Origin of the sequence: Nonomuraea sp. NPDC026600 (genome assembly GCF_040638335.1) — a bacterium.
In the GTDB taxonomy this organism is placed as follows: Bacteria; Actinomycetota; Actinomycetes; order Streptosporangiales; family Streptosporangiaceae; genus Nonomuraea.
On the sequence record NZ_JBEZYD010000021.1, the window covers coordinates 117,459 to 135,824 of the forward strand.

Below are 18,366 nucleotides of genomic sequence, written 5' to 3' on the forward strand. Positions count from 1 at the left end.
TTGTCCTTATCGAAGGTTGAGCTGGGTGATGCGGTCGACCGCGATCTCGATGACCACGCGACCGGGCGGGTTCGGGGGCGGCGTCCCATAGCGCGTGCGGTAACGACGTACGCCTTCGGCCACCCTCTTGGTCGCGTCGTGCACGGTGGCGACGCCCTCGAGCGTCACCCACCGGAACCCTGCCGCCTGGCAGAGCGCCACGCGCCCGCCCGGCCCGGCGATGAGGTTTCTGGCCTTTCTGGTGGTGCCGATGGTCAGGACCCGGGCCAGCTCCGCCTCGCCGTCCCAGGTGAAGCGCACCGCGACCACATGCGGTGAGCCGTCGGGGCGCAAGGTGGTCAGGGTGGCCACATGAGGTTCGGCGAGGAAGCCCTCGACGATCGTGTTCACCGGAAGGCGGGCAGGTTGCGCGCGGCCCACTCTTCGAAGGTGCGCGGCGCACGCCCGAGGATGTGCTCGACGTCGGGGCTGACGGTCTGCTCAACCGCGGTCGGCGCGCCGAGGATGGCCAGCGTGCCCTCGACGACGGGCTCGGGCATCACCTGGAGCATCTGCGCGCGTGCCTCATCGCGGGTCTGCTCCACGAACCGCACCGGCTCGCCGAGTGCCCGGCTGAGCGCCGCCGCCCGCTCGCGCGGGGTGACGAGCACGGGTCCGGTCAGTTCATAGGTACGGCCGGAGTGCCCGGACTCACGCAGAACCGCGGCCGCGACCTCGGCGATGTCGGCCGGGTCGATGGTCGGCAGCCCGACGTCCCCGAAGGGCGCGGCGGCGGTACGCAGGGTGCGGACCGATTCGGCCCAGGCGTAGGCGTTGGAGTCGAAGCCGCCCGGCCGCAGGATCGTGAAGTCCAGCCCCGACTCGCGTACGACCTGCTCGAACAGCGCCGGGTGCCGGTAGACCTCGGGACGGGTGCCCGCCCCCTGCGAGGACAGCAGCACGATTCGCTTGACGTTCGCGGCCTCTTTCAGGATCCCGTGCGGGTCATCTCCGGCGACGAGCAGGAAGAGCGCGTCGGCGCCGTCCAGTGCGGGGCGGAGGCTCGCGGGGTCGTTCAGGTCGCCCTGGCTGTGCCGTACTCCCTCGGCGAACTCGGCCGGCCGGCGGGACACTGCCGTGACCTGTTCCCCTGCGGCGGCGAGCGCGTTGACGAGCTCGCGCCCGACGTTACCCGTGGCACCCGTGACAACGATCATGATGATTGCTCCTCAGTAGGTAGTCAGTTAGTTGGCTGACTGAGAAGAACCATAGCGGGTTCGCGCGGAGCTTGTCGATAGTTAGTTGTACGACTAACTCAGTCGATAGATCGGAATATTTCCGTACAAGATCGGGCTGGCCTGATCGTGAACGGGATCCTTGTGACCGGCGCGACCGGAAATGTCGGTCGGCAGGTTGTCGCCCAGCTTGTGTCCACCGGCACCCCTGTGCGCGCGCTGGTGAGAGACGCCCAGCAACCCCGGCTCCCAGAACAGGCCGAGGCAGTGGAAGGAGACCTGGCCAGGCCGGGCACACTGGAGCGCGCGCTGGCGGACATCGAGACGGTGTTCCTGATCTGGCCCTTCCTCACCACCGAAGGCGCCTCGGCCGTCCTCGACGTGATCGCCGGCCATGCCCGCCGCGTCGTCTACCTCTCGTCGTCGGGCGTGAGTGACGACACCGAACGGCAGACCGACCCGATCAACCAGCTCCACGCGGACATGGAGCGTCTGATCGAGCGGTCCGGCCTGCGGTGGACCATCCTGCGGTCGAACACGATCGCCTCCAACGCCCGCGGCTGGGCCGAGCAGATCCGCGGCACGGGTGTCGTCCGCGGTCCTGACATCGCCGCCACCGCGGTGATCGACCCGAGGGACATCGCGACGGTGGCGGTACGCGTGCTGATCGACGAGGGACATGAGCGTGTGACGCACGTGCTGACCGGTCCGCAGGTGGTGAGCAGGGCCCAGCAGGTACACGCGATCGGGGAGGCGATCGGCCGCCCGTTGAGCTTCGAGGAGGTGCCCCTGGACGCCGCGCGCAAGCAGATGCTCGCGGACGGCAGGCCTCCCGCCCTGGTGGAGGCTCTGCTGGCCGGCGCCGAAACGCGACCTCACTCCGGATTGATCACCTCCACGGTGGAGGAGATCACCGGAACGCCGGCACGTACATTCCGCGAATGGGCCACCGACCACGCGGACGACTTCCGCTGAGCAGGGGGAAATGGCAGGTCAGGCCGTGTCGGCGCTGAGGGTCTGTGCCACGGGACGGCGGGCCGCGAAGCGTGCGGGTACGGAGGCCAGGGCAACCGTCGCCAGAAGGGTCGCGAGTGCGGCCGCGAGGACCCACCCGATGGACGGCAGGACCAGCTCTCCGACGCTGAAGGCCCAGTACAGGCCGATGCCCATGGGCGCTCCGACGACAGCGCCGGGCAGGGCGGGCAGAAGCTGGGCGACGGCCAGCCCGGCTGAGACCTGCCCGGGGGTGGCGCCGAGCGCACGTGTGATCGCCATGTTCACCCTGGCCTCCACCGCCAGGGTCCAGGTGAGCGTGATGATGTTCACGGCGGCGAGTGCGATCAGGACGGTGGTGACCGCCAGCAGCAGCTCGCGTGCTTGGTCGTCTCGCAGGTTGCCCAGGGTAGGGCCGTACCCCTTCGAGGGCTGGGCATAGAGGGTCAGCCCCGCTGTGAGCATGGTGACGGTGGTGGCGGTGCCGCACGCGTGCAGCACGGCGCGGCCCGGCCGGCGGGCGATCAGGCGTAGCCCGAGCATGAGCGGGGTGGGCAGCCACGCGGACAGTGGAGTCGACAGGGCCCGGCGGTGAGGACGATGGGCGGGGTCGGCCAGCGCGGGGACGGTCGCGGTGCGCAGGGCCCGTACGGTGGGACCGAGCGTGGACAGCGCCGCCACCAGCAGGGCGGAGACCGTCGTCGCGATGATCGTGCCACGGGTCGGCCCGGAGGCGGCGGAGATCAGGCTGGCGGTGGGGTTGGAGATGGCGGGCGCGGCCAGGCGGGAGACCACGAGTCCCAAGGCGTCGGCCAGGAGCGCCAGGGCCAGGTATTCGGCGAACAGGACGACGGCGACCAGTCCTGGCGTGGCGCCGACGGCTTTGAGCAGTCCGACCCGCCGCGTCTGCTTGGCGGCACATCCGGCCGCCAGCGCGGCCACACCGGTGATGGCCAGGAAGCCGAGCAGCCAACTGCCGACGACGAGGATCGGCTGGCTGTTCCTGACCATGTGCGAATCCTGCTCGATCATGAACTGCCAGGTGAAGAAGTTCACCGGGAAAGCCGGGTCCCGGTAGGAGTCCACGAAGGTCCAGGTCGCCTCGGGGTCGCGGAGTTTCAGGTCCAGGGCGGTGGTCACCGGGAGGTCTCGTGATGCCAGTGCCCGGGCGTCCCGTTCGGCCAGCCAGACCAGACCGCTGTAGTCGCTCGTCCCGCCGCCCGGGCCGGTCAACTGCCCCCACGGGTAGACGGGGGCGGCCGCGGTGACGGCGATCCCGGCGATGGGAAACGTCCGGCCGGAGAGGGTGACGTGGTCGCCGACGTGGACGCCGAGAGCGGCGGCGAAGCCGCGTTCGACGACGACGGCTCCGCCGCGTACCCAGCTGCCCGAGGTCACCAACGGGCGGTTCACCGGTCCCGGTGTCGCGCTGACGCCGTGCGCCACCGCCTGCGCCTTGACGCCACCCGCGGTGAGTGGTGTCTGCACGATGCGGTATGGCCCGTTGTGGGCGGAGACCTCGGGGTTGTCCATCAGCGACGTCAGGGCCGAGAGCGCGGTCCGGTCGGCGCCCGCGGACACCGCCACCAGGTCCGGGCCGGCCGTGGCCTGCCGGGTCTGGTGGTACATCGCCTCGGTCACCCCGCTCAGCGACAGCCCCAGGGCCAGAGCCGCGGTGGCGGCGGTGATCGAGAGCAGGAGCATCGCGGCCTGGGCCCCGTGCCGGCGGATGTCGGCGATGACGAGGCGGGCGACGAGTACGGCGCGACCCACGGCGGTCAGCCCTCCAGCCCGATCAGACCGCCGAGCCACCCGGTGGTGCCGCCGGCCATCCGGGTGTCATCGACGAACATCCCGTCGCGCATCGAGATCAGCTGATCCGCGATGGCCGCGACCCGCTCGTCGTGCGTAACGATCATGAGGGTCTGCCCCGCGGAACGCAGTTCGTCGAAGATGCTCAGCATGTCGCGGGTCGCCGTGGTGTCGAGGTTGCCGGTCGGTTCGTCGGCCAGCATGAGCAGCGGCTCGTTGATCAGGGCGCGGGCGATGGCGACCCGCTGACGTTGCCCGCCGGACAGCTCCGAAGGCAGATGCCGGGCGCGGCCGGCGAGCCCGACCCGTTCCAGCAGGAGCCTCGCGCGCCGCCTGGCCTCGCGCGGCGAACTCCCGGCCAGCAGCGCGGGAAGCTCCACGTTCTCCGCCGCCGACAGCTCCTCCATCAGATGGAAGGCCTGGAAGACGAAGCCCACCGACCGGCGCCGCAGTTGAGCCAGGGCCCGCTCGCTCAGGGTGTCGATGCGTCGGCCGGCCAGCCGGATCTCCCCATCGTTGGGCCGCTCCAGGCCGCCCAGCAGGTGCAGCAGCGTGGATTTCCCGCAGCCGCTGGGGCCCATCACCGCCAGCATCTCCCCCTCGGGCACGTCCAGGTCGACCTCGTCAACCGCGCGGACCCGGCTCTGCCCCTGACCATGCTCCTTCACCAGGCCGCGAACCCGCACCACAGCACTCGACTCGTTCATGCACCCTCAGCTTTGTCATCGACCTTGGATCAGGCCCGCTCGCAGGCCGCTGCGTCTCTCGCTCCACCCCCTAACGGTTAGCCAAATAGATAGCGGTTAGCCACAAGAGGTGTCAAACGCCACACCCAGCAACCAGGTCTGCCCAATCCAGGCCACCCCTGCGTCAAATCTGTCCGTTTTTTCCGATCATGTGTTTGTTTGTCTTTTTCATCGGGCAGGTGGGGACCGGTTATCGAGCGCAAGGAGCGCTGGTCATGAAAGACAAAATCCAGATAGGGCTGGCCATCGCCGCGGGGTACTACCTCGGGCGACGCCACAAGCTACGTTGGGCGACCACGCTGGTGGCCGCCGGACTGGCCAGTCGACTGCGGGGCCAGGGGGGCCTGCTACAGCAGGGGATCAAGGCGCTCGGTACGTCGCCTGAGCTGGAGAAGATCACCGGCCGCCTTCGCGGCGAGCTGATGGAAGTCGGCAAGGCCGCGGCGGTGGCCATGACGAGCAGGCAGATCGAATCGCTGACCACGAGGCTGCACGAGCGGGCCGAGGGGTTGCGCCAGCCGGCCGAGCTCGAGGACACGGACGAAGAAGAAGAGGAATACGAGGAGGACGAGTACGAGGAGGCGCCCCCTAAGCCGGCGCCGCGAAGAAGAAGGCCCCGGGCCGAACCGGTACGTGCCACGCGGCCCGTCCGCAGGGTACGGGGGTGAGCTCGATGGCTCAAGCATCGAAGACTCAGCCCATCAAGAAAGCCACCGAGGCACTGCCGACGAACGAGCTCACCCAGGAGCTCAAAAACCTCGGACAAGCCTTGGCCGAGCGAGGTCTGCAGTCCCTGGCCGACAAAGTCGAAGGGATGACCGGCCGGCTCACCGATTACGCGTCTGGTGACGGCGGAAGCGGACTGATAAGCGCGATTACCGGATCGAAGAAGTCGGATGGCTCGCCCTCCAAGGGTTCGATCCTGGGCGCTGCCGGCATGGGTGCTGTCAAGGGTGCCTTCTCGAGCCTGATGGGCGGCCTGACCAAGGGAAACAAGAAGCTGCGGTTCGTCAACATCAGCGAGGTGCTCGACATCGGCGCTCCTGTGCGGGTCGTCTACAACCAATGGACACAGTTCCAGGACTTTCCCACCTTCATGAAGAAGGTGGAGCACGTAGAGAACCAGTCCGAGGAGAAGGTCGACTGGAAGGCGCAGATTTTCTGGTCCCATCGGAACTGGGAGTCGCAGATCGTCGAGCAGGTCCCCGACGAACGGATCATCTGGCGATCCAAAGGACCCAAGGGCTACGTAGACGGCGCTGTCAGCTTCCACGCCCTCACACCCAACCTGACCCGGGTCCTGCTCGAACTCGAGTACCACCCGAAAGGGCTGTTCGAGCACGTAGGCAATATGTGGCGCGCGCAGGGCAGGCGGGTACGGCTGGAGTTCAAGCACTTCAGGCGGCATGTCATGACGCAGACCATGCTGCATCCCGAGGAGATCGCCGACGCCGGTTGGCGTGGCGTGATCCACGACGGTGAAGTCGTCAAGGACCACGAGACGGCTGTCGAGGAGGAACGGGCCGCACAGGAAGAGGAACCGGAAGAGGGCGAGCTCGCGGAAGAGGAAGAGCCGGAAGAGGAAGAAGAAGCGCCGGAGGAAGAAGAGGACGAGCTGGAAGAAGAGGAACCAGAGGAGGAGGAAGAAGAAGAGGAAGAGGAGCCGGAGGAAGAGGAAGAGCCGGAAGAGAAGCCGCGTGTCGCGTCCTCCCAGAAACGCCCGAGGAGAAGACCGCAGGCTCCCACTACCGCCAAGGAGCGGCCGGTTCGCCGCAGGGCCGGTGGCCGGACTGCATGACGCGGGGCCACGTCACGAAGACCGAGGGGAAAAGCAATGACCGTGCAACCCGCGTCAGGCGGAGTAGCCGCAGGTCCATCTCCGTCAGGCTTGGCCGACGTCATCGACACGATCCTCGACAAGGGACTTGTCATCGACGCGTACGTCCGGGTCTCACTCGTCGGCATCGAGCTCTTGACGATCGATGCCCGGATCGTCGTGGCCAGCGTGGATACCTACTTGCGCTTCGCTGAGGCCGTGAATCGGACGGATCTTTCGGAGTCCGGCGGGGAAGGCCTGCCCGAACTCATGAAGGACATGTCGCAGGGCCAGATCAGCGGCAAGAGCAAGGACATCGCCCAAGGGGTGCTGGAAGCGGCGGGGGAGAAGCTGAGTGACTTCGTCGGCGACCGTTCCGAGAAACACGAAGAGACGCGCGGCCGGCGGCATGAACGAGAGGAGCGCTGAAATGGCGCAATCTGCGAAAGCCGCGGATACCGCTGCGCCTGAGGAGCGCACCCAGAGCACCGGCGTCTACATCTACGGTCTTGTACCCGAGGACGTCGAGGTGTCCAGCGACGCGCGCGGCATAGGGGACGAATCTGGAGAGATCAAGCTGGTGCGGCATGGCGAGATCGCTGCTCTGGTGAGCGAGATCCCGCTCGATCGCCCGTTGGGCACTCCCGATGACCTGTTCCGGCACGAGGCCTTGCTCGACGCCACCGCCGCCGAGGTTCCGGTGCTTCCGCTCCGCTTCGGTTCGGTGATGACGAGCGCGGAAGCCGTCGTCGACGAGTTGCTGACGCCCCACCACGACGAGTTCCGCAGCGCGCTGGAAGAACTGGAGGGGCGGGCCGAGTACGTCGTCAAAGGGCGCTACGTCGAGCGGACGCTGTTCCAAGAGGTGCTGAGTGAGCTCCCGGAGGCAGCCAGGTTGCGTGAGGAGATCAAGGGGAAGCCGGAGGAGCTGACGCGCGATGCGCGGATCCAGCTCGGGGAGCTGGTGAACCAGGCGGTAGCGGCCAAACGCGAAGCCGACACGCAGACTCTGGTCGAAGTCGTGGCTCCCCTCGCCGTCTTCACCGTCATCCGGGAGCCCTCTCATGAACAGGACGCCGTTCATGTGGCCTTGCTCATGGAGACGGACCGGCAGGGCGAGCTGGAGGAGGCCGTGAACGAGTTCACCGACCGATGGGCCGACCGGGTCGAGATGCGTGTGCTTGGTCCGCTGGCACCGTACGACTTCATCACCGCGCGGACAACTCAGGAGTGATGACGGATGGGACTGATCGGCCTCATTTTCGGCTGGCCGCTCGCGCCGGTCAAGGCGGTGATCCGGCTCGGCGAGCTGATACAGGAGCAGGCGGAGCAGGAATTGCATGACCCGGCGGTTGTCCGGCGTCGGCTGGAGGAGATCGAGCGGTCCCGAGCCGACGGCCTGATCTCCGAAGAGGAAGAGGCTCAGGAGATGCGGCAGGTTCTCCAGGCGATGACCGGCGGACCCGAGTAGGTCAAGGCCGCCACGCCGCCGGATGACGAACAAGGGGGGTGATCGCGTGTCTGTCAGGCGCACTGCCCGCGAAGAGCGGGCGGCCGGCATCCGGACGGCGAAGGGCTCGCGTGAAGAGAACGACGACGTCAGCGACGAGAGAAGGACGGGGGCGCGTCCGAAACGCCGCCCACGTGGGCTGTCGGTGGCGGCGGTCGGCGAAGCAGGGCTGCGTCACATCGCCGATCTGGCCGCGGGGGACCCGGAAGGCATCACGCTGGTGAAGCCGGTCGAGGGGGGCTGGTTGGTGAATGTAGAGGTATTGGAAGATCACCGCATTCCATCCTCTGGCGACATCCTCTCGCTGTACGAGGCGGAGTTGGACCCGGAGGGAAGCCTGCTGTCCTACCGGAGGCTCCAGCGCTACAAGCGGGGCAGCGGCGCCACCGGGGAGGGCGGTCCGCGATGACCGAGCCGGGCGCCGTCGTGCGCCAGCCCACTTCTTCCTTGTCCTCCGGCCACGAGCCGGCGAACCTCGGCGACATCCTGGAACGGGTGCTCGACCGAGGCATCATCATCGCGGGAGACATCCGCGTGAACCTCCTGGACATCGAGCTGCTGACCATCAAGCTCCGATTGATCATCGCTTCGGTCGACACCGCCAGGGAGATGGGCATCGACTGGTGGGAGCACGATCCCTGGCTCTCAGGGAAGGACCGGGAGCTGGTCGAGGAGAACCGCAGGCTCCGAGCCCGCCTCGCCGCGGTGGAGGAGGGCACCGCCCTGCCCCGCGGGCGGACCGCGGAGGTCGAGCCCGCTCGCAGGCGAACAGTAAAAGCCGAAGTGGAAGAGCACGATGAATAACGCGGGCACCTATCTGTACGCCGTCACGCGCGCCGAGGGCTCCGCACCCGCTCAAGACCTGAAGGGTGTGGCCGGCGAGGCGGTTCGCGCGATCACGCATGCCGACCTCGTCGCCTACGTGAGTACGGTCCCGCTGGACCGGTTCGGCGAAGAGCCGCTGCGGCGGTCCATGGAAGACCTGGACTGGCTGAGTGAGACCGCCCGCGCGCACCATCACGTGGTCGAGGCGGTCGCGCGGACGACCCCGACGGCCCCGGTACGGCTGGTCACGGTCTACAGCGGCGAAGACCAGATCCGGGAGCTCCTGGACCGGCGCCATGACGATTTCACCGCGACACTCGCGCGGATCACCGGCCGGCAGGAATGGGGCGTGAAAGCGTACGTCGATCCGACCGCGCGGCCGTCCGCCGAAGGAGGCGAGAAAGACGAGGGGGCGACCAGTCCGGGACTGGCCTACCTCAAGAAACGTCAAGCGAGTCTGCGTAGCCGCGAGGAGATCTGGCGCCAGGCCGCCGCGCGCGGCGAGCACCTCCATGACGTCCTCAGGTCTATGGCGGTCGCGAGCCAGCGCCATCGCCCCCAGGACTCCCAGCTTTCGGGTCGTGAGGAGTGGATGATCCTCAACGGCGCCTACCTCGTCGATCTCGACCGCGGTGCGGAATTCGCCCGGCTCGTCGACGGGCTGCGCGGCGAGGGGATCGACGTGCAGCTCACCGGTCCATGGGCGCCGTACTCCTTCGCCGCCTTCGCCGAGCCGTCCAGAGGGGAGACAGGCGATGACGCTTGACCAGCCTCGCGGTGCCGTGCTCGCCGAGGAGGGCCGGCTGCCGCCCGAGCGGGTGGCGCTGGTGGATCTCCTGGACCGGCTGCTGGCGGGCGGGGTCGTCGTGAGCGGTGACCTCGTCCTGTCCATCGCGGACATCGACCTGGTGCGCATCTCCATACGCGCACTGATCATGTCGGTACGGGGGTCTGATGGAGAATAAGTCCTTTTCATCGGCGCAAAAGGTGCCGTCGAGACGGCTACGCATCGAGACCGATGCCGAGGCGATGGAGCGCGACCTGTCGCGCCTCGTGCTCACCCTGGTCGAGCTGGTACGCCAGCTCGTCGAGCGTCAATGTGTGCGACGGATGGAGCAAGGAGATCTGTCGGACGAGCAGATCGAGGCACTGGGCCTGACCTTGATGCGGCTGGAAGAAGCGATGACCGAACTGTGCGACCGGTTCGGCCTTTCTCCATCCGATCTCAATCTCGACCTCGGGCCGTTGGGGACGCTGCTTCCCCTGGATTGACGCTCCCGCACACGACAGCGGAAGCCGCCTTTGCCTGGCGGCTTCCGCTGTGTGGGTCACTTCTTGAAGGCGTCCTTCGCCTTTTCTCCCGCTTGCTTGAGATTGCCCTTGGCCTTCTCGGTCTTCCCCTTGGCCTGCAGCGATGCATCGTCGGTAGCGTCTCCGACGCGCTCTTTGGCCGTGCCCTTCACTTCCTGTGCCTTGGCCTTGATCTTGTTTGCCTTGCTCATGTTCAGCCCCCTTGTGGTTCTTGGCAGCAGCTACCCAGACCACAGAAAGCATTCCTGTTCTGGAGAAGTCAGACCGGGCTGAGCAGCGCCTCGTCCTTCTTGGGGTTGGGCTGCCGCAGTACGGTGAGCGCGACGACGAAGGCGGTCACGAGCAGTGCGGCGGAGATGGTGAAGGCCACGGTGTAGCCGCCGGTCAGCGCGACCGCCTGGCTTCTGCCGGCGGACAGCAGTTCCTCGGTCCGCGAGGCGGCCAGCGTGGTCAGCACCGCGACGCCGATGGCCATGCCGACCTGCTGGGTGGTGTTGAACAGCCCGGAGGCCAGGCCCGCGTCGTCGGCCTTGGCGCCGGACATGCCGAGCGTGGTCAGCGCCGGGAGCACCAAGCCGCCACCCGCGATGAGCAGCATGACCGGGAGCAGGTCGGTGACGTAGTCCGCGGTCACGGGTACGCGGGTGAGCCAGCCCATCGCGCCGAGCAGGAGCGCCAGGCCCACCAGCAGGACAGGGCGTTCGCCGAAGCGGGTGTTGAGCCGGGCGGAGACGAACAGGGAGATGCCGCCGATGGCCACCGCCGCGGGAAGCATCGCCAGGCCGGTCTCGAGCGCGCTGTAGCCGAGGACCTTCTGCATGAAGAGCGCGACGATGATCTGGAAGGAGAACATGGCCGACAGCGCCAGCATCTGGACCAGGTTGGCGCCGGAGACATTGCGCGAGTGGAAGATCCGCAGCGGCATCAGCGGGGTTCTGGCGGTCGCCTGACGGACGACGAACGCGGCCAGCAGGGCGAGTGACACCGCGCCGAGGCCGAGGGTGTGGGCCGCGAGCCAGCCGTACTGCTCGATCTTGACCACCGTGTAGATGCCCAGCATCAGGCCGCTGGTGACCAGTACGGCGCCGATGACGTCGGCCCCGGCGGCCAGTCCGGCCCCACGCTCGCCCGGCAGGGCCCAGATCGCCAGCCCGATCGTGGCCAGGCCGATCGGCAGGTTGATGAAGAAGATCCAGTGCCAGCTGAGCGCATCGGTGATGACCCCGCCCAGGACCTGGCCGATCGCGGCTCCGGCGGCGCCGGTGAAGCTGAAGACGCCGATCGCCTTGGCCCGCTCCTTGGCCACGGTGAACAACGTCACCAGGATGCCCAGCACGACCGCGGAGGCCATGGCGCTGCCGATGCCCTGCAGGAACCGGGCGCCGATCAGCATGCCGGGCCCGGTCGCCGCCCCGGCCAGCAGCGACGCGGCGGTGAAGACCGCGTTTCCGGCCAGGAACATGGTCTTCCGGCCGATGAGGTCGCCCAACCGGCCGGCCAGGAGGAGCAGCCCGCCGAAGGCGATCCCGTACGCGTTGACGATCCAGCTGAGCCCGGCGGGCGAGAAGCCCAGATCCCGCTGGATGGCCGGCATCGCGACGGTCACGATGCTGCCGTCCAGGACCGTCATCAGCATCGCGGCGGACAGTACCGCTAGCGCCAGCCAGCGGGAAGGTGCGGTATTTGACATGGCCATCTCCTGCTCAAAGGGGGCAACAAGAGAGACCATAGCAGATAGTTTTGTTGTAGACGATCCGCTTCAGGACTTCTGCCGAGCCCGCCTTGCCCCTTGCGGAGCCTCGGCGGGGACGGCCAGATGCTCCGTCACCAAGCGGTTCATGGCTCGCAGGAGCACCTCGGCCTCATCCTTGGGCAGCGCGTCCAGAGCCGCCCGGTGCACGCCGTCGACGATCGCCTGGCTCTGCTGGGCGACCTCCGCGCCCTTCTCGGTGATCGCGATGATCCGGGCGCGCCGGTCCGTACTGGATGGGCGGCGCTCGGCGAGACCGGCCTTCTCCAGGGCGTCGACGGTGACCACCATCGTGGTCTTGTCCATGTCGCCGAGCTCCGCGAGCTGGATCTGCGTGCGCTCCTCCTGCAGGGCGTGCACGAGCACGCAGTGCATCCGCGCCGTCAGCCCGATCTCGGCCAGCGCCGCCGCCATCCGGGTTCTCAGGACGTGGCTGGTGTGGTCCAGCAGGTACGACAGGTCCGGCGCGGAGCGGGCAGGGGCCATGGCAGTCATGGCCCTAGTCTACCAATTGGTTCCGTTCCGGATTATCTGCCGGTGGATCGGGTTCAGGGCAGGCCGATGGCGCTCTCCCAGAACCAGTTCCAGCGGATCTCGTCCCGGAAGCGGGATGTCCCCGCCTCGTAGAGCACGCCGATCGCACCGTTGCCGGCGAGCGTCATGTCGGAGTATCCGGCGTGGTCGCTGTCGATGCGGACACCGGCGTGGTTGGGGGTGCGGTCGTAGTTGTCCCAGGTCGCTCCTTCGTCAAAGGAGGAGCGGACGTTCATGCCCACAGGGTTGTTGTCGGTTTTCGCGGTAGCGGGCGCCGACAGCAGGATCCGGCTGTAGGAGCCGCCGTCCCAGCGCTGGCGGAGCAGGGCGGGGTGGGTGGGCGGGGCGGTGATGACGGTGTCGGCCTGGAACTCGCCGTCGAAGGACAGGCCCCCGTCCGTGCTCTTGCCTCGGGCGAGGCCGTGGACGGAGGTCTGGTCCGGGACCGCGCCGTTGCGGGCGATCACGTGGATGCTCCCGTCGGTCCGCTCGACCAGGGTCTGCTCGCCCAGCTTGAGGATCGACTTGTCGTAGGTCGCGGTCGCGCCGATCTTCCAGGTTCCGCCGTGGTCGTCGCTGTAGATCAGCCGTACGCTCTGCCGGTCGCCCACGGCGAAGTAGACGGGCACCACCAGGCGTCCCGCGTACTGGCCACGCGTCAACTGGATCCCATGCCCCGGCCCCGTGGCGTACCAGTCGGCGGTGCCCGCCGGCGCCTTGATGGCGCTCGACAGGTCCTTCGGCGCCGACCAGGTCTGCCCGTCGTCATCGCTGACCTGGACGGCGGGCTTTCGTGGTGTGGTCTGGCTCGCCGTCGGCTCGGACGTGGTGAACAGGAACACCGGTCCGGTCGAGTCCGCCACCAGCGTCGCGTTCCCTTGGAGGATCGCCCCCGTGGTGCTGGCCAGGACGGTCCTGCTGGCCGTCCACGTGACGCCGTTGTCGACGGAGCGCCGCATGACGATGTCGAACGCGCCGTGATCCGCGCAGTTGTTCTTGTTGCGCCGCTCGGCGAAGGCGAGCAGCACACCGTTCTTGGTCTTCACGACCGCCGGAAGCCTGAAACAGGTCGTCACCGCCGATCCGGTGGCCGGATCCGTCGTCGTGTACTGCTGCCACAAGGTCTGCTTGTGGAAGGTGTACGTGGGCGCCTGCGCGGCCGCCGCGGGTGACGCGGTGATCACCACAGCCATCACCGCCGCGATCGCAGCACCTGACGTGCGTAACGTACGCATGGATACCTCCCCATTCGTGTCCGCGCCATCATGATCCAGCGCTCGCGCCATGATCAAGAGAGGATCGTCCTTGGTGCGCTCTTCTGGTCGCGGATGGGGTCTCGGTAGGCGGTGATTGTCCACAGGGCCGCTCGTGAAGTGGCCCTGTGGCGAGGACGGCTAGTCGGCCTCCTTCGCGTCGCCCTTCCTGGCGGCCTCGGCCACCCGGCGGACGGCGCTCTTCGCGGTCTCACGAGGGGATCGCAGTTCCCCTCCGGAAGGGGCGAATCTGTGTGCATCGTTGAGGTCCGGGTCCTGCTGAAGGATGCGCCGGTGGAGGTGCTCGACGTCCGGGCCCGGGTCGGCTCCGAGCTCGTCGGCCAGCCGTTTCCGCAGGGCGGCGAACGCGCCGAGGGCTTCGGCCGACCGGCCGGCGCGGTGGCAGGCCAGCATGAGCAGGCCGGTCAGCTCCTCGTCGGGCGGCCCGGCGGTGGCGAGGTCCAGGATCTCGGGTACGAGCTGCGCGTGGTGCCCGAGCCGTAGCTCGGCCTCCAGGCAGTCGATCACCGCGGCGCGGTGTTCCGCCTGCAGCTTGGCGCGGGCGTTCGCCGCCGACTGACCGGTCAGGCCACTGAGCGGTTCGCCGGCCCGCAGGCCGCGGGTGCCCCACTGCCGAAGGGCATCGCGCAGGATCCGTACGGCCTCCGCGTCGTCCCGGCAGATCAGCGGCCGGGCGTCGTTCACCAGATCCCGGAACCGGTACACGTCAACCTGGTTCCGGTCGGCCAGCAGCCGGTAGCCGCCCTGGTACTTGGGCAGCATGTCACCCAACCCCGGCCCGCTGGAATGGCCCAGATGCGCACGCAGGTCACTCGCATAGTGCTGGATGACCTTGCGCGCGCTGTTTATCGGCTCCGCGCCCCAGATCTTGTCGATCAGCTCCTCCATGGTGACCGGCCGGGTTCCCGCCAGCAGGAGTAAAGCCAGCATCAAACGTTGTTTTCGGTCACCGACATAAACCCGCACACCGTCTCGGTACGCCTCCACGCCGTTCAACAATCGAAACTGCATCGCCCAACTCCTCCGTACCACGCGTATTGGATATGGCTTAAAGCATTCATAGAATTCCACTGGCAGACCTACGGCGCGGCACTCTGCCGATACCCGAGCCGTCCGCAACCACCGGGCGGCCCAAAAGGCTCCCCGAAACGAACAGGAGAGAAATAATGGGTACTGCCAAGGAGAGCCGGTCGCGGCGCGCCGCATGGTTCAAGGCGACCTTCAGTGACAACGGCGGCGGTTGTGTCGAGGTCGCGCTGGGTGAAGACGGGGTGGCGGTTCGCGACTCCAAGGACCCCGAGGGTCCCGTCCTCTACTTCAGCGACGAGGAGTGGGGCGCGTTCCTCGCGGGGGTGTACGCGGGTGAATTCGACCTGAGGTGAGCCGGGTCGCTCTTCACGGCGGACAGCCGCGCTCATGGCGGGTCACCGGGCCGTGGCTCGGACGTCGGCGCTGACCGTGGCGAGGAACTCCCGCGCCTCGTCGTCGAAGATGGCCATCTCGCTCAGCAGGGACCACTGCCGCTGATAGACCGCGATGTCGTCGGCATGACCGGCGGTCAATCTCACATGCGCTGTCTCTATCTCCACAAAAGTATCCGCCGCGCCGCCGTCGCTCTCGTAGAGGGTGAAACCATGCGGTGGGCAGACAAGTGCTTCTGTGTTGTGCGGTATCAACCCGACGCTGACGTTCTCCAGGGTGCTGAGCGAGGCTATCCGGTCCAATTGGGCCAGCAGGAGTTTGGGCGGTCCCGGACGGCACCTCAGCGCCGCCTCCGTAATGAGGAATGCGAAATTCCGGCTTTCCTCATAGAGCGCGAGCTGCCGTTGCAAACGAGCCGAGACGGCCATGGACAGGGCGCTCTCGGAGTAGGGCGGGTCGAACAGCGAGAAGACCCGCCGGGCGTACTCGGCGGTCTGCAACAGCCCCGGGACGAGGGTGGGCTGGAATCCGCGTACGAGCCGCGCCTGGTCCTCCTGCTCCCGGATCTCGTCCTGCAGGTGCGCCTGCCGCTGGAGCGCGGCCCGCCAGGTGTGCATCTCGGTGAACGCCGCTTCGGTGAGATCGGTCAGCCATTCCCTGGTCTGCGTCGAGGCCTCCACCGCCTCACCCCATGCCGTCACCTCCGGCAGCGAGGGGATCACGGTCCCGGACTCGATGCGTGACACCTTGGACTGGCTGATGCCGACCCGGTGCGCCAGGTCGCGCCCGGAGATCCCGGCCTGGTCACGCAGGCGCCGCAGCTCCGTCGCGAGACGCTCGCGCTTGGTGCGGTGTTCGGCGCCGTCACTTGCGACTGTGTTCATTCGCTCCGCACCCTCGACAGCATCCGGCGCACCCATTCCCTACGACCCAGTTTGATGCCAATTGATGAAGCACTAAATCAGCTAATGTCGCATACGTCAAACCAGGGAGCGCTGGCTGCGCTGCCCTGGTCGTGGCAGAGATCGCTGGTCCAGGCGCCGCCGTCGCGAGCCGGATGATTCAGAATGATTCAGTCCCGCGCGACGAGGTGGTCGTCAACGAACGAGTACGCGCCGCCACTGCGTCGTTCTGCGCGGAGCACGACGGGCGAGTGACTCACAGTGATGCGGGGCCCGGACACACATCACGAGGGGAAACACAGATGTTCAGCAGAAACACTCTGCTCCGCGACACGGGCATGGCCCTGGGGTTCGTCACCGTCCTGTTCGCCGGCGCGACGGCACTCGCCGGTCCGGCGTCGGCGGCGACGGTCAACGCGCAGGTGGACGGGACCAGGATCCTCGTCAACGGGAGCGCCGTGGCGGACGGGATCGACGTCAGCTCGCTGGGCGGCTTCGTCACCATCGGCAACACGCTGGGATCGGTCGCCGCCGGCCCCGGCTGCCAGCAACTGGGGGCCGGGGTGCGCTGCCCGACGAGCGGGATCACCCGCGTCGACGTGTTCGCGGGGGCCGGTAACGATGCGATCCGCAACAACACCACCCTGCCGAGCACCCTGTCCGGCGACAACGGCGCCGACACCGTCAACGGCGGCTCCAAGGCCGACCTGCTCGCCGGGGGCTTCGGCGACGACGTGATCAACGGCGGTGCGGGCGACGACCAGGTCCGTGGTCTGGCCGGCGACGACCGTCTGAGCGGTGGCGCCGGGCTCGACCGGATCGACGGCGGTGGCGACACCGACAGTTGCAACGGTGAGAGCGAGATCAACTGCGAGCTGTAGGGCTCCGGGCCCGGCCACCGCGTTCTGCGCGCCGCGGTGGCCGGGCAGCCAGAGATACGTGCGCGGACGATACCCGGTTCATGCCCAGTAGAACGCGCCCAAGGGGAACTGACCAGACCTCAAGCCATGCGGCTTAGCTCCCACGGGTCGTGCGCGGAGAACACCTCCACTCCGTGCACGTTCGCCAGGTCCCGCAGCCGGGCCTGGCTCGTCAGCCGCGACTCCTCGTCCACCTGCGAGTCGAGCTGCACGATGTCCAGCAGCGGATGCGAGAGTGGCTCGTCGGGCGACAGCTCGCGGTGGTAGAAGTAGGCGTCACCGGCGTGCAGCAGCCACCGGTCGCCGTCCCTGACGGCCACACCCGCGTGGCCCAGGGTGTGCCCGCCGAGCGGCACCATCAGGAAGTCCGTGGAGAACGTCGAAGGCCGCACACCCTCGACCCCGCACCAGGTGTCACCGGTGCCGGGATAGGTGACCCAGCGCGGGCCGTGCGCCCAGTGGCTGGGGCGGTAGCGGCGGTTCGGCGCCTCCGTGAGCGCCGCCTGCAGCTCGGCCGCCATGACGTGCACCTCGGCCTGCGGGAAGTCGGGCAGCCCGCCGCTGTGGTCGACGTCCAGGTGGGTCAGCAGGATGTGGCGTACGTCCGCCGGGTCGTGGCCGAGCGCGGCGATCTGCCGGACGGCGGTCTCCGCCGGCAGGAGCGCGGGCCCGACCAGCTCGACCCACTCGTTTTCGAGCGTGTCGCCGGGCCGCGTCACGTCGTCCAGCCCGAGCCCGGCCTCCACCAGGACGAGCCCCGAGTCGGGGGTCTCGACGAGCAGGGCGTGGCAGACGGCGGGCGCGGAGGGCAGGGACTCGGTCGAATCGATCTCGCGCATCGAGCCGAGGTTGAGGTGATGAATTTTCATGTGTCCTAGACTCCTACTTGAAGCGCGGTTCAAGTCAAGGAGCGAAGGTAAGGAGTGAGTTGTGGACGAGACGTTGCTCGACATCGGCGAGGTGGCGCGGCAGTCCGGCCTGGCGCCGTCGGCACTGCGGTTCTACGAGCGTAAGGGGCTCATCACGGCCGTCGGGCGCAACGGCCTGCGCCGCACGTACCTGCCCCAGACGCTCGAACGGCTGGCGCTGGTCACCTGCGCGCGCGACGCCGGGTTCACGCTCGCCGAGATCGCCGCGTTCCTGCGCGCTGGGCCGTCCGACGCCGTGCTGCGCGAGGGGATGGCCGCCAAGGAGCGCGCGGTGGACGAGCGGATCGCGCAGCTCACCCGGCTGCGCGACAGCCTGCGCCACGCCGCGGTCTGCGACCACGACCCGCTCGTCGAATGCCCCGACTTCAAGCAGGCCATCCGACGCGTCAGCGCTCCTTAGAAACCGAG

General features: G+C 68.0%; 25 protein-coding genes. 14 read left to right on the forward strand and 11 right to left on the reverse strand.

The genetic code is table 11. From position 1 onward, the window contains the following. Positions 1-6 precede the first annotated feature (6 nt). Positions 7-390, reverse strand: a complete 384-nt coding sequence (locus AB0F17_RS38205) for a TIGR03618 family F420-dependent PPOX class oxidoreductase (protein WP_358033139.1) — start codon at positions 388-390, stop codon at positions 7-9. Next, complete coding sequence (locus AB0F17_RS38210) at positions 387-1,196, reverse strand: NAD(P)H-binding protein (protein ID WP_358033141.1); 810 nt, start codon at positions 1,194-1,196, stop codon at positions 387-389. Before AB0F17_RS38210 ends, AB0F17_RS38205 begins: the two co-directional genes overlap by 4 nt. Positions 1,197-1,343: 147 nt before the next feature. On the opposite strand from AB0F17_RS38210, the gene AB0F17_RS38215 reads away from it, so the two are divergent. After that, entirely contained in the window at positions 1,344-2,189 is an 846-nt protein-coding gene (locus AB0F17_RS38215) for an NAD(P)H-binding protein (RefSeq protein ID WP_358033144.1), read from the forward strand. A gap of 18 nt (positions 2,190-2,207) precedes the next feature. On the opposite strand, the gene AB0F17_RS38220 is transcribed toward AB0F17_RS38215, so the two are convergent. Together AB0F17_RS38220 and AB0F17_RS38225 are read right to left on the reverse strand one after the other, a co-directional pair. Next, positions 2,208-3,980 carry an FtsX-like permease family protein gene (locus AB0F17_RS38220; protein ID WP_358033147.1) on the reverse strand — a complete coding sequence of 591 codons (1,773 nt, stop codon included), beginning with the start codon at positions 3,978-3,980 and terminating at the stop codon, positions 2,208-2,210. 5 nt (positions 3,981-3,985) lie between these two features. Beyond that, positions 3,986-4,726, reverse strand: coding sequence for an ABC transporter ATP-binding protein (locus AB0F17_RS38225; protein ID WP_358033149.1), 741 nt, complete (start codon positions 4,724-4,726; stop codon positions 3,986-3,988). A 254-nt stretch (positions 4,727-4,980) separates the two neighbouring features. Between AB0F17_RS38225 and AB0F17_RS38230 the strand changes: the two genes are divergently transcribed. Genes AB0F17_RS38230 through AB0F17_RS38275 form a run of 10 tightly spaced genes read left to right on the forward strand, consistent with a single transcriptional unit; the run spans position 4,981 to position 10,188 of the window. Next, positions 4,981-5,433 (forward strand): hypothetical protein, encoded by a 453-nt coding sequence (locus AB0F17_RS38230; RefSeq protein ID WP_358033152.1) that lies wholly within the window; start codon positions 4,981-4,983, stop codon positions 5,431-5,433. A gap of 5 nt (positions 5,434-5,438) precedes the next feature. Beyond that, complete coding sequence (locus AB0F17_RS38235; RefSeq protein ID WP_358033154.1) at positions 5,439-6,563, forward strand: SRPBCC family protein; 1,125 nt, start codon at positions 5,439-5,441, stop codon at positions 6,561-6,563. A gap of 36 nt (positions 6,564-6,599) precedes the next feature. Next, entirely contained in the window at positions 6,600-7,010 is a 411-nt protein-coding gene (gvpJ, locus tag AB0F17_RS38240) for a gas vesicle protein GvpJ (protein WP_358033157.1), read from the forward strand. After that, the gene (locus tag AB0F17_RS38245; RefSeq protein WP_358033160.1) at positions 6,991-7,815 is read left to right on the forward strand and encodes a GvpL/GvpF family gas vesicle protein; all 825 of its coding nucleotides are present in this window, start codon (positions 6,991-6,993) and stop codon (positions 7,813-7,815) included. The genes gvpJ (AB0F17_RS38240) and AB0F17_RS38245 overlap by 20 nt, the downstream gene beginning before the upstream one ends. Positions 7,816-7,821: 6 nt before the next feature. Next, positions 7,822-8,052 carry a gas vesicle protein GvpG gene (locus tag AB0F17_RS38250; RefSeq protein ID WP_358033163.1) on the forward strand — a complete coding sequence of 77 codons (231 nt, stop codon included), beginning with the start codon at positions 7,822-7,824 and terminating at the stop codon, positions 8,050-8,052. A gap of 22 nt (positions 8,053-8,074) precedes the next feature. Further along, positions 8,075-8,500: a gas vesicle protein GvpO gene (gene gvpO / locus AB0F17_RS38255; protein ID WP_358033165.1), complete on the forward strand. Its 426-nt coding sequence runs from the start codon at positions 8,075-8,077 to the stop codon at positions 8,498-8,500. Beyond that, positions 8,497-8,895, forward strand: a complete 399-nt coding sequence (gvpJ, locus tag AB0F17_RS38260) for a gas vesicle protein GvpJ (protein ID WP_358033168.1) — start codon at positions 8,497-8,499, stop codon at positions 8,893-8,895. The genes gvpO and gvpJ (AB0F17_RS38260) overlap by 4 nt, the downstream gene beginning before the upstream one ends. Continuing rightward, the gene (locus AB0F17_RS38265) at positions 8,888-9,682 is read left to right on the forward strand and encodes a GvpL/GvpF family gas vesicle protein (RefSeq protein WP_358033171.1); all 795 of its coding nucleotides are present in this window, start codon (positions 8,888-8,890) and stop codon (positions 9,680-9,682) included. The genes gvpJ (AB0F17_RS38260) and AB0F17_RS38265 overlap by 8 nt, the downstream gene beginning before the upstream one ends. Next, the gene (locus tag AB0F17_RS38270; RefSeq protein ID WP_358033174.1) at positions 9,672-9,881 is read left to right on the forward strand and encodes a gas vesicle protein; all 210 of its coding nucleotides are present in this window, start codon (positions 9,672-9,674) and stop codon (positions 9,879-9,881) included. Before AB0F17_RS38265 ends, AB0F17_RS38270 begins: the two co-directional genes overlap by 11 nt. Next, positions 9,871-10,188: a gas vesicle protein K gene (locus AB0F17_RS38275; RefSeq protein ID WP_358033177.1), complete on the forward strand. Its 318-nt coding sequence runs from the start codon at positions 9,871-9,873 to the stop codon at positions 10,186-10,188. The genes AB0F17_RS38270 and AB0F17_RS38275 overlap by 11 nt, the downstream gene beginning before the upstream one ends. 56 nt (positions 10,189-10,244) lie before the next feature. Here the strand turns inward: AB0F17_RS38275 and AB0F17_RS38280 are convergent, their stop codons facing one another. The 5 genes from AB0F17_RS38280 to AB0F17_RS38300 form a co-directional block, all read right to left on the reverse strand. Continuing rightward, the gene (locus AB0F17_RS38280; RefSeq protein ID WP_358033180.1) at positions 10,245-10,418 is read right to left on the reverse strand and encodes a CsbD family protein; all 174 of its coding nucleotides are present in this window, start codon (positions 10,416-10,418) and stop codon (positions 10,245-10,247) included. A gap of 68 nt (positions 10,419-10,486) precedes the next feature. Then, positions 10,487-11,917, reverse strand: coding sequence for a DHA2 family efflux MFS transporter permease subunit (locus AB0F17_RS38285; protein ID WP_358033182.1), 1,431 nt, complete (start codon positions 11,915-11,917; stop codon positions 10,487-10,489). A gap of 69 nt (positions 11,918-11,986) precedes the next feature. Then, complete coding sequence (locus AB0F17_RS38290) at positions 11,987-12,472, reverse strand: MarR family winged helix-turn-helix transcriptional regulator (protein ID WP_358033185.1); 486 nt, start codon at positions 12,470-12,472, stop codon at positions 11,987-11,989. Between the two features lie 53 nt (positions 12,473-12,525). Further along, positions 12,526-13,746 carry a sialidase family protein gene (locus AB0F17_RS38295; protein WP_358033187.1) on the reverse strand — a complete coding sequence of 407 codons (1,221 nt, stop codon included), beginning with the start codon at positions 13,744-13,746 and terminating at the stop codon, positions 12,526-12,528. A 159-nt stretch (positions 13,747-13,905) separates the two neighbouring features. Next, positions 13,906-14,715, reverse strand: coding sequence for an AfsR/SARP family transcriptional regulator (locus tag AB0F17_RS38300; protein WP_358033190.1), 810 nt, complete (start codon positions 14,713-14,715; stop codon positions 13,906-13,908). A gap of 236 nt (positions 14,716-14,951) precedes the next feature. Here AB0F17_RS38300 and AB0F17_RS38305 point away from each other — a divergent pair, with 236 nt between their 5' ends. Continuing rightward, positions 14,952-15,167, forward strand: coding sequence for a DUF397 domain-containing protein (locus tag AB0F17_RS38305; RefSeq protein WP_358033193.1), 216 nt, complete (start codon positions 14,952-14,954; stop codon positions 15,165-15,167). 42 nt (positions 15,168-15,209) lie between these two features. Here AB0F17_RS38305 and AB0F17_RS38310 read toward each other — a convergent pair whose 3' ends face one another. Beyond that, the gene (locus AB0F17_RS38310) at positions 15,210-16,091 is read right to left on the reverse strand and encodes a helix-turn-helix transcriptional regulator (RefSeq protein WP_358033195.1); all 882 of its coding nucleotides are present in this window, start codon (positions 16,089-16,091) and stop codon (positions 15,210-15,212) included. 320 nt (positions 16,092-16,411) lie between these two features. On the opposite strand from AB0F17_RS38310, the gene AB0F17_RS38315 reads away from it, so the two are divergent. Continuing rightward, positions 16,412-16,990 carry a calcium-binding protein gene (locus AB0F17_RS38315; protein WP_358033197.1) on the forward strand — a complete coding sequence of 193 codons (579 nt, stop codon included), beginning with the start codon at positions 16,412-16,414 and terminating at the stop codon, positions 16,988-16,990. Between the two features lie 119 nt (positions 16,991-17,109). Here AB0F17_RS38315 and AB0F17_RS38320 read toward each other — a convergent pair whose 3' ends face one another. Continuing rightward, positions 17,110-17,898 carry an MBL fold metallo-hydrolase gene (locus tag AB0F17_RS38320; RefSeq protein ID WP_358033200.1) on the reverse strand — a complete coding sequence of 263 codons (789 nt, stop codon included), beginning with the start codon at positions 17,896-17,898 and terminating at the stop codon, positions 17,110-17,112. Positions 17,899-17,959: 61 nt separating this feature from the next. On the opposite strand from AB0F17_RS38320, the gene AB0F17_RS38325 reads away from it, so the two are divergent. Then, entirely contained in the window at positions 17,960-18,358 is a 399-nt protein-coding gene (locus tag AB0F17_RS38325) for a MerR family transcriptional regulator (protein WP_358033203.1), read from the forward strand. The last annotated feature ends 8 nt before the right edge of the window (positions 18,359-18,366 follow it).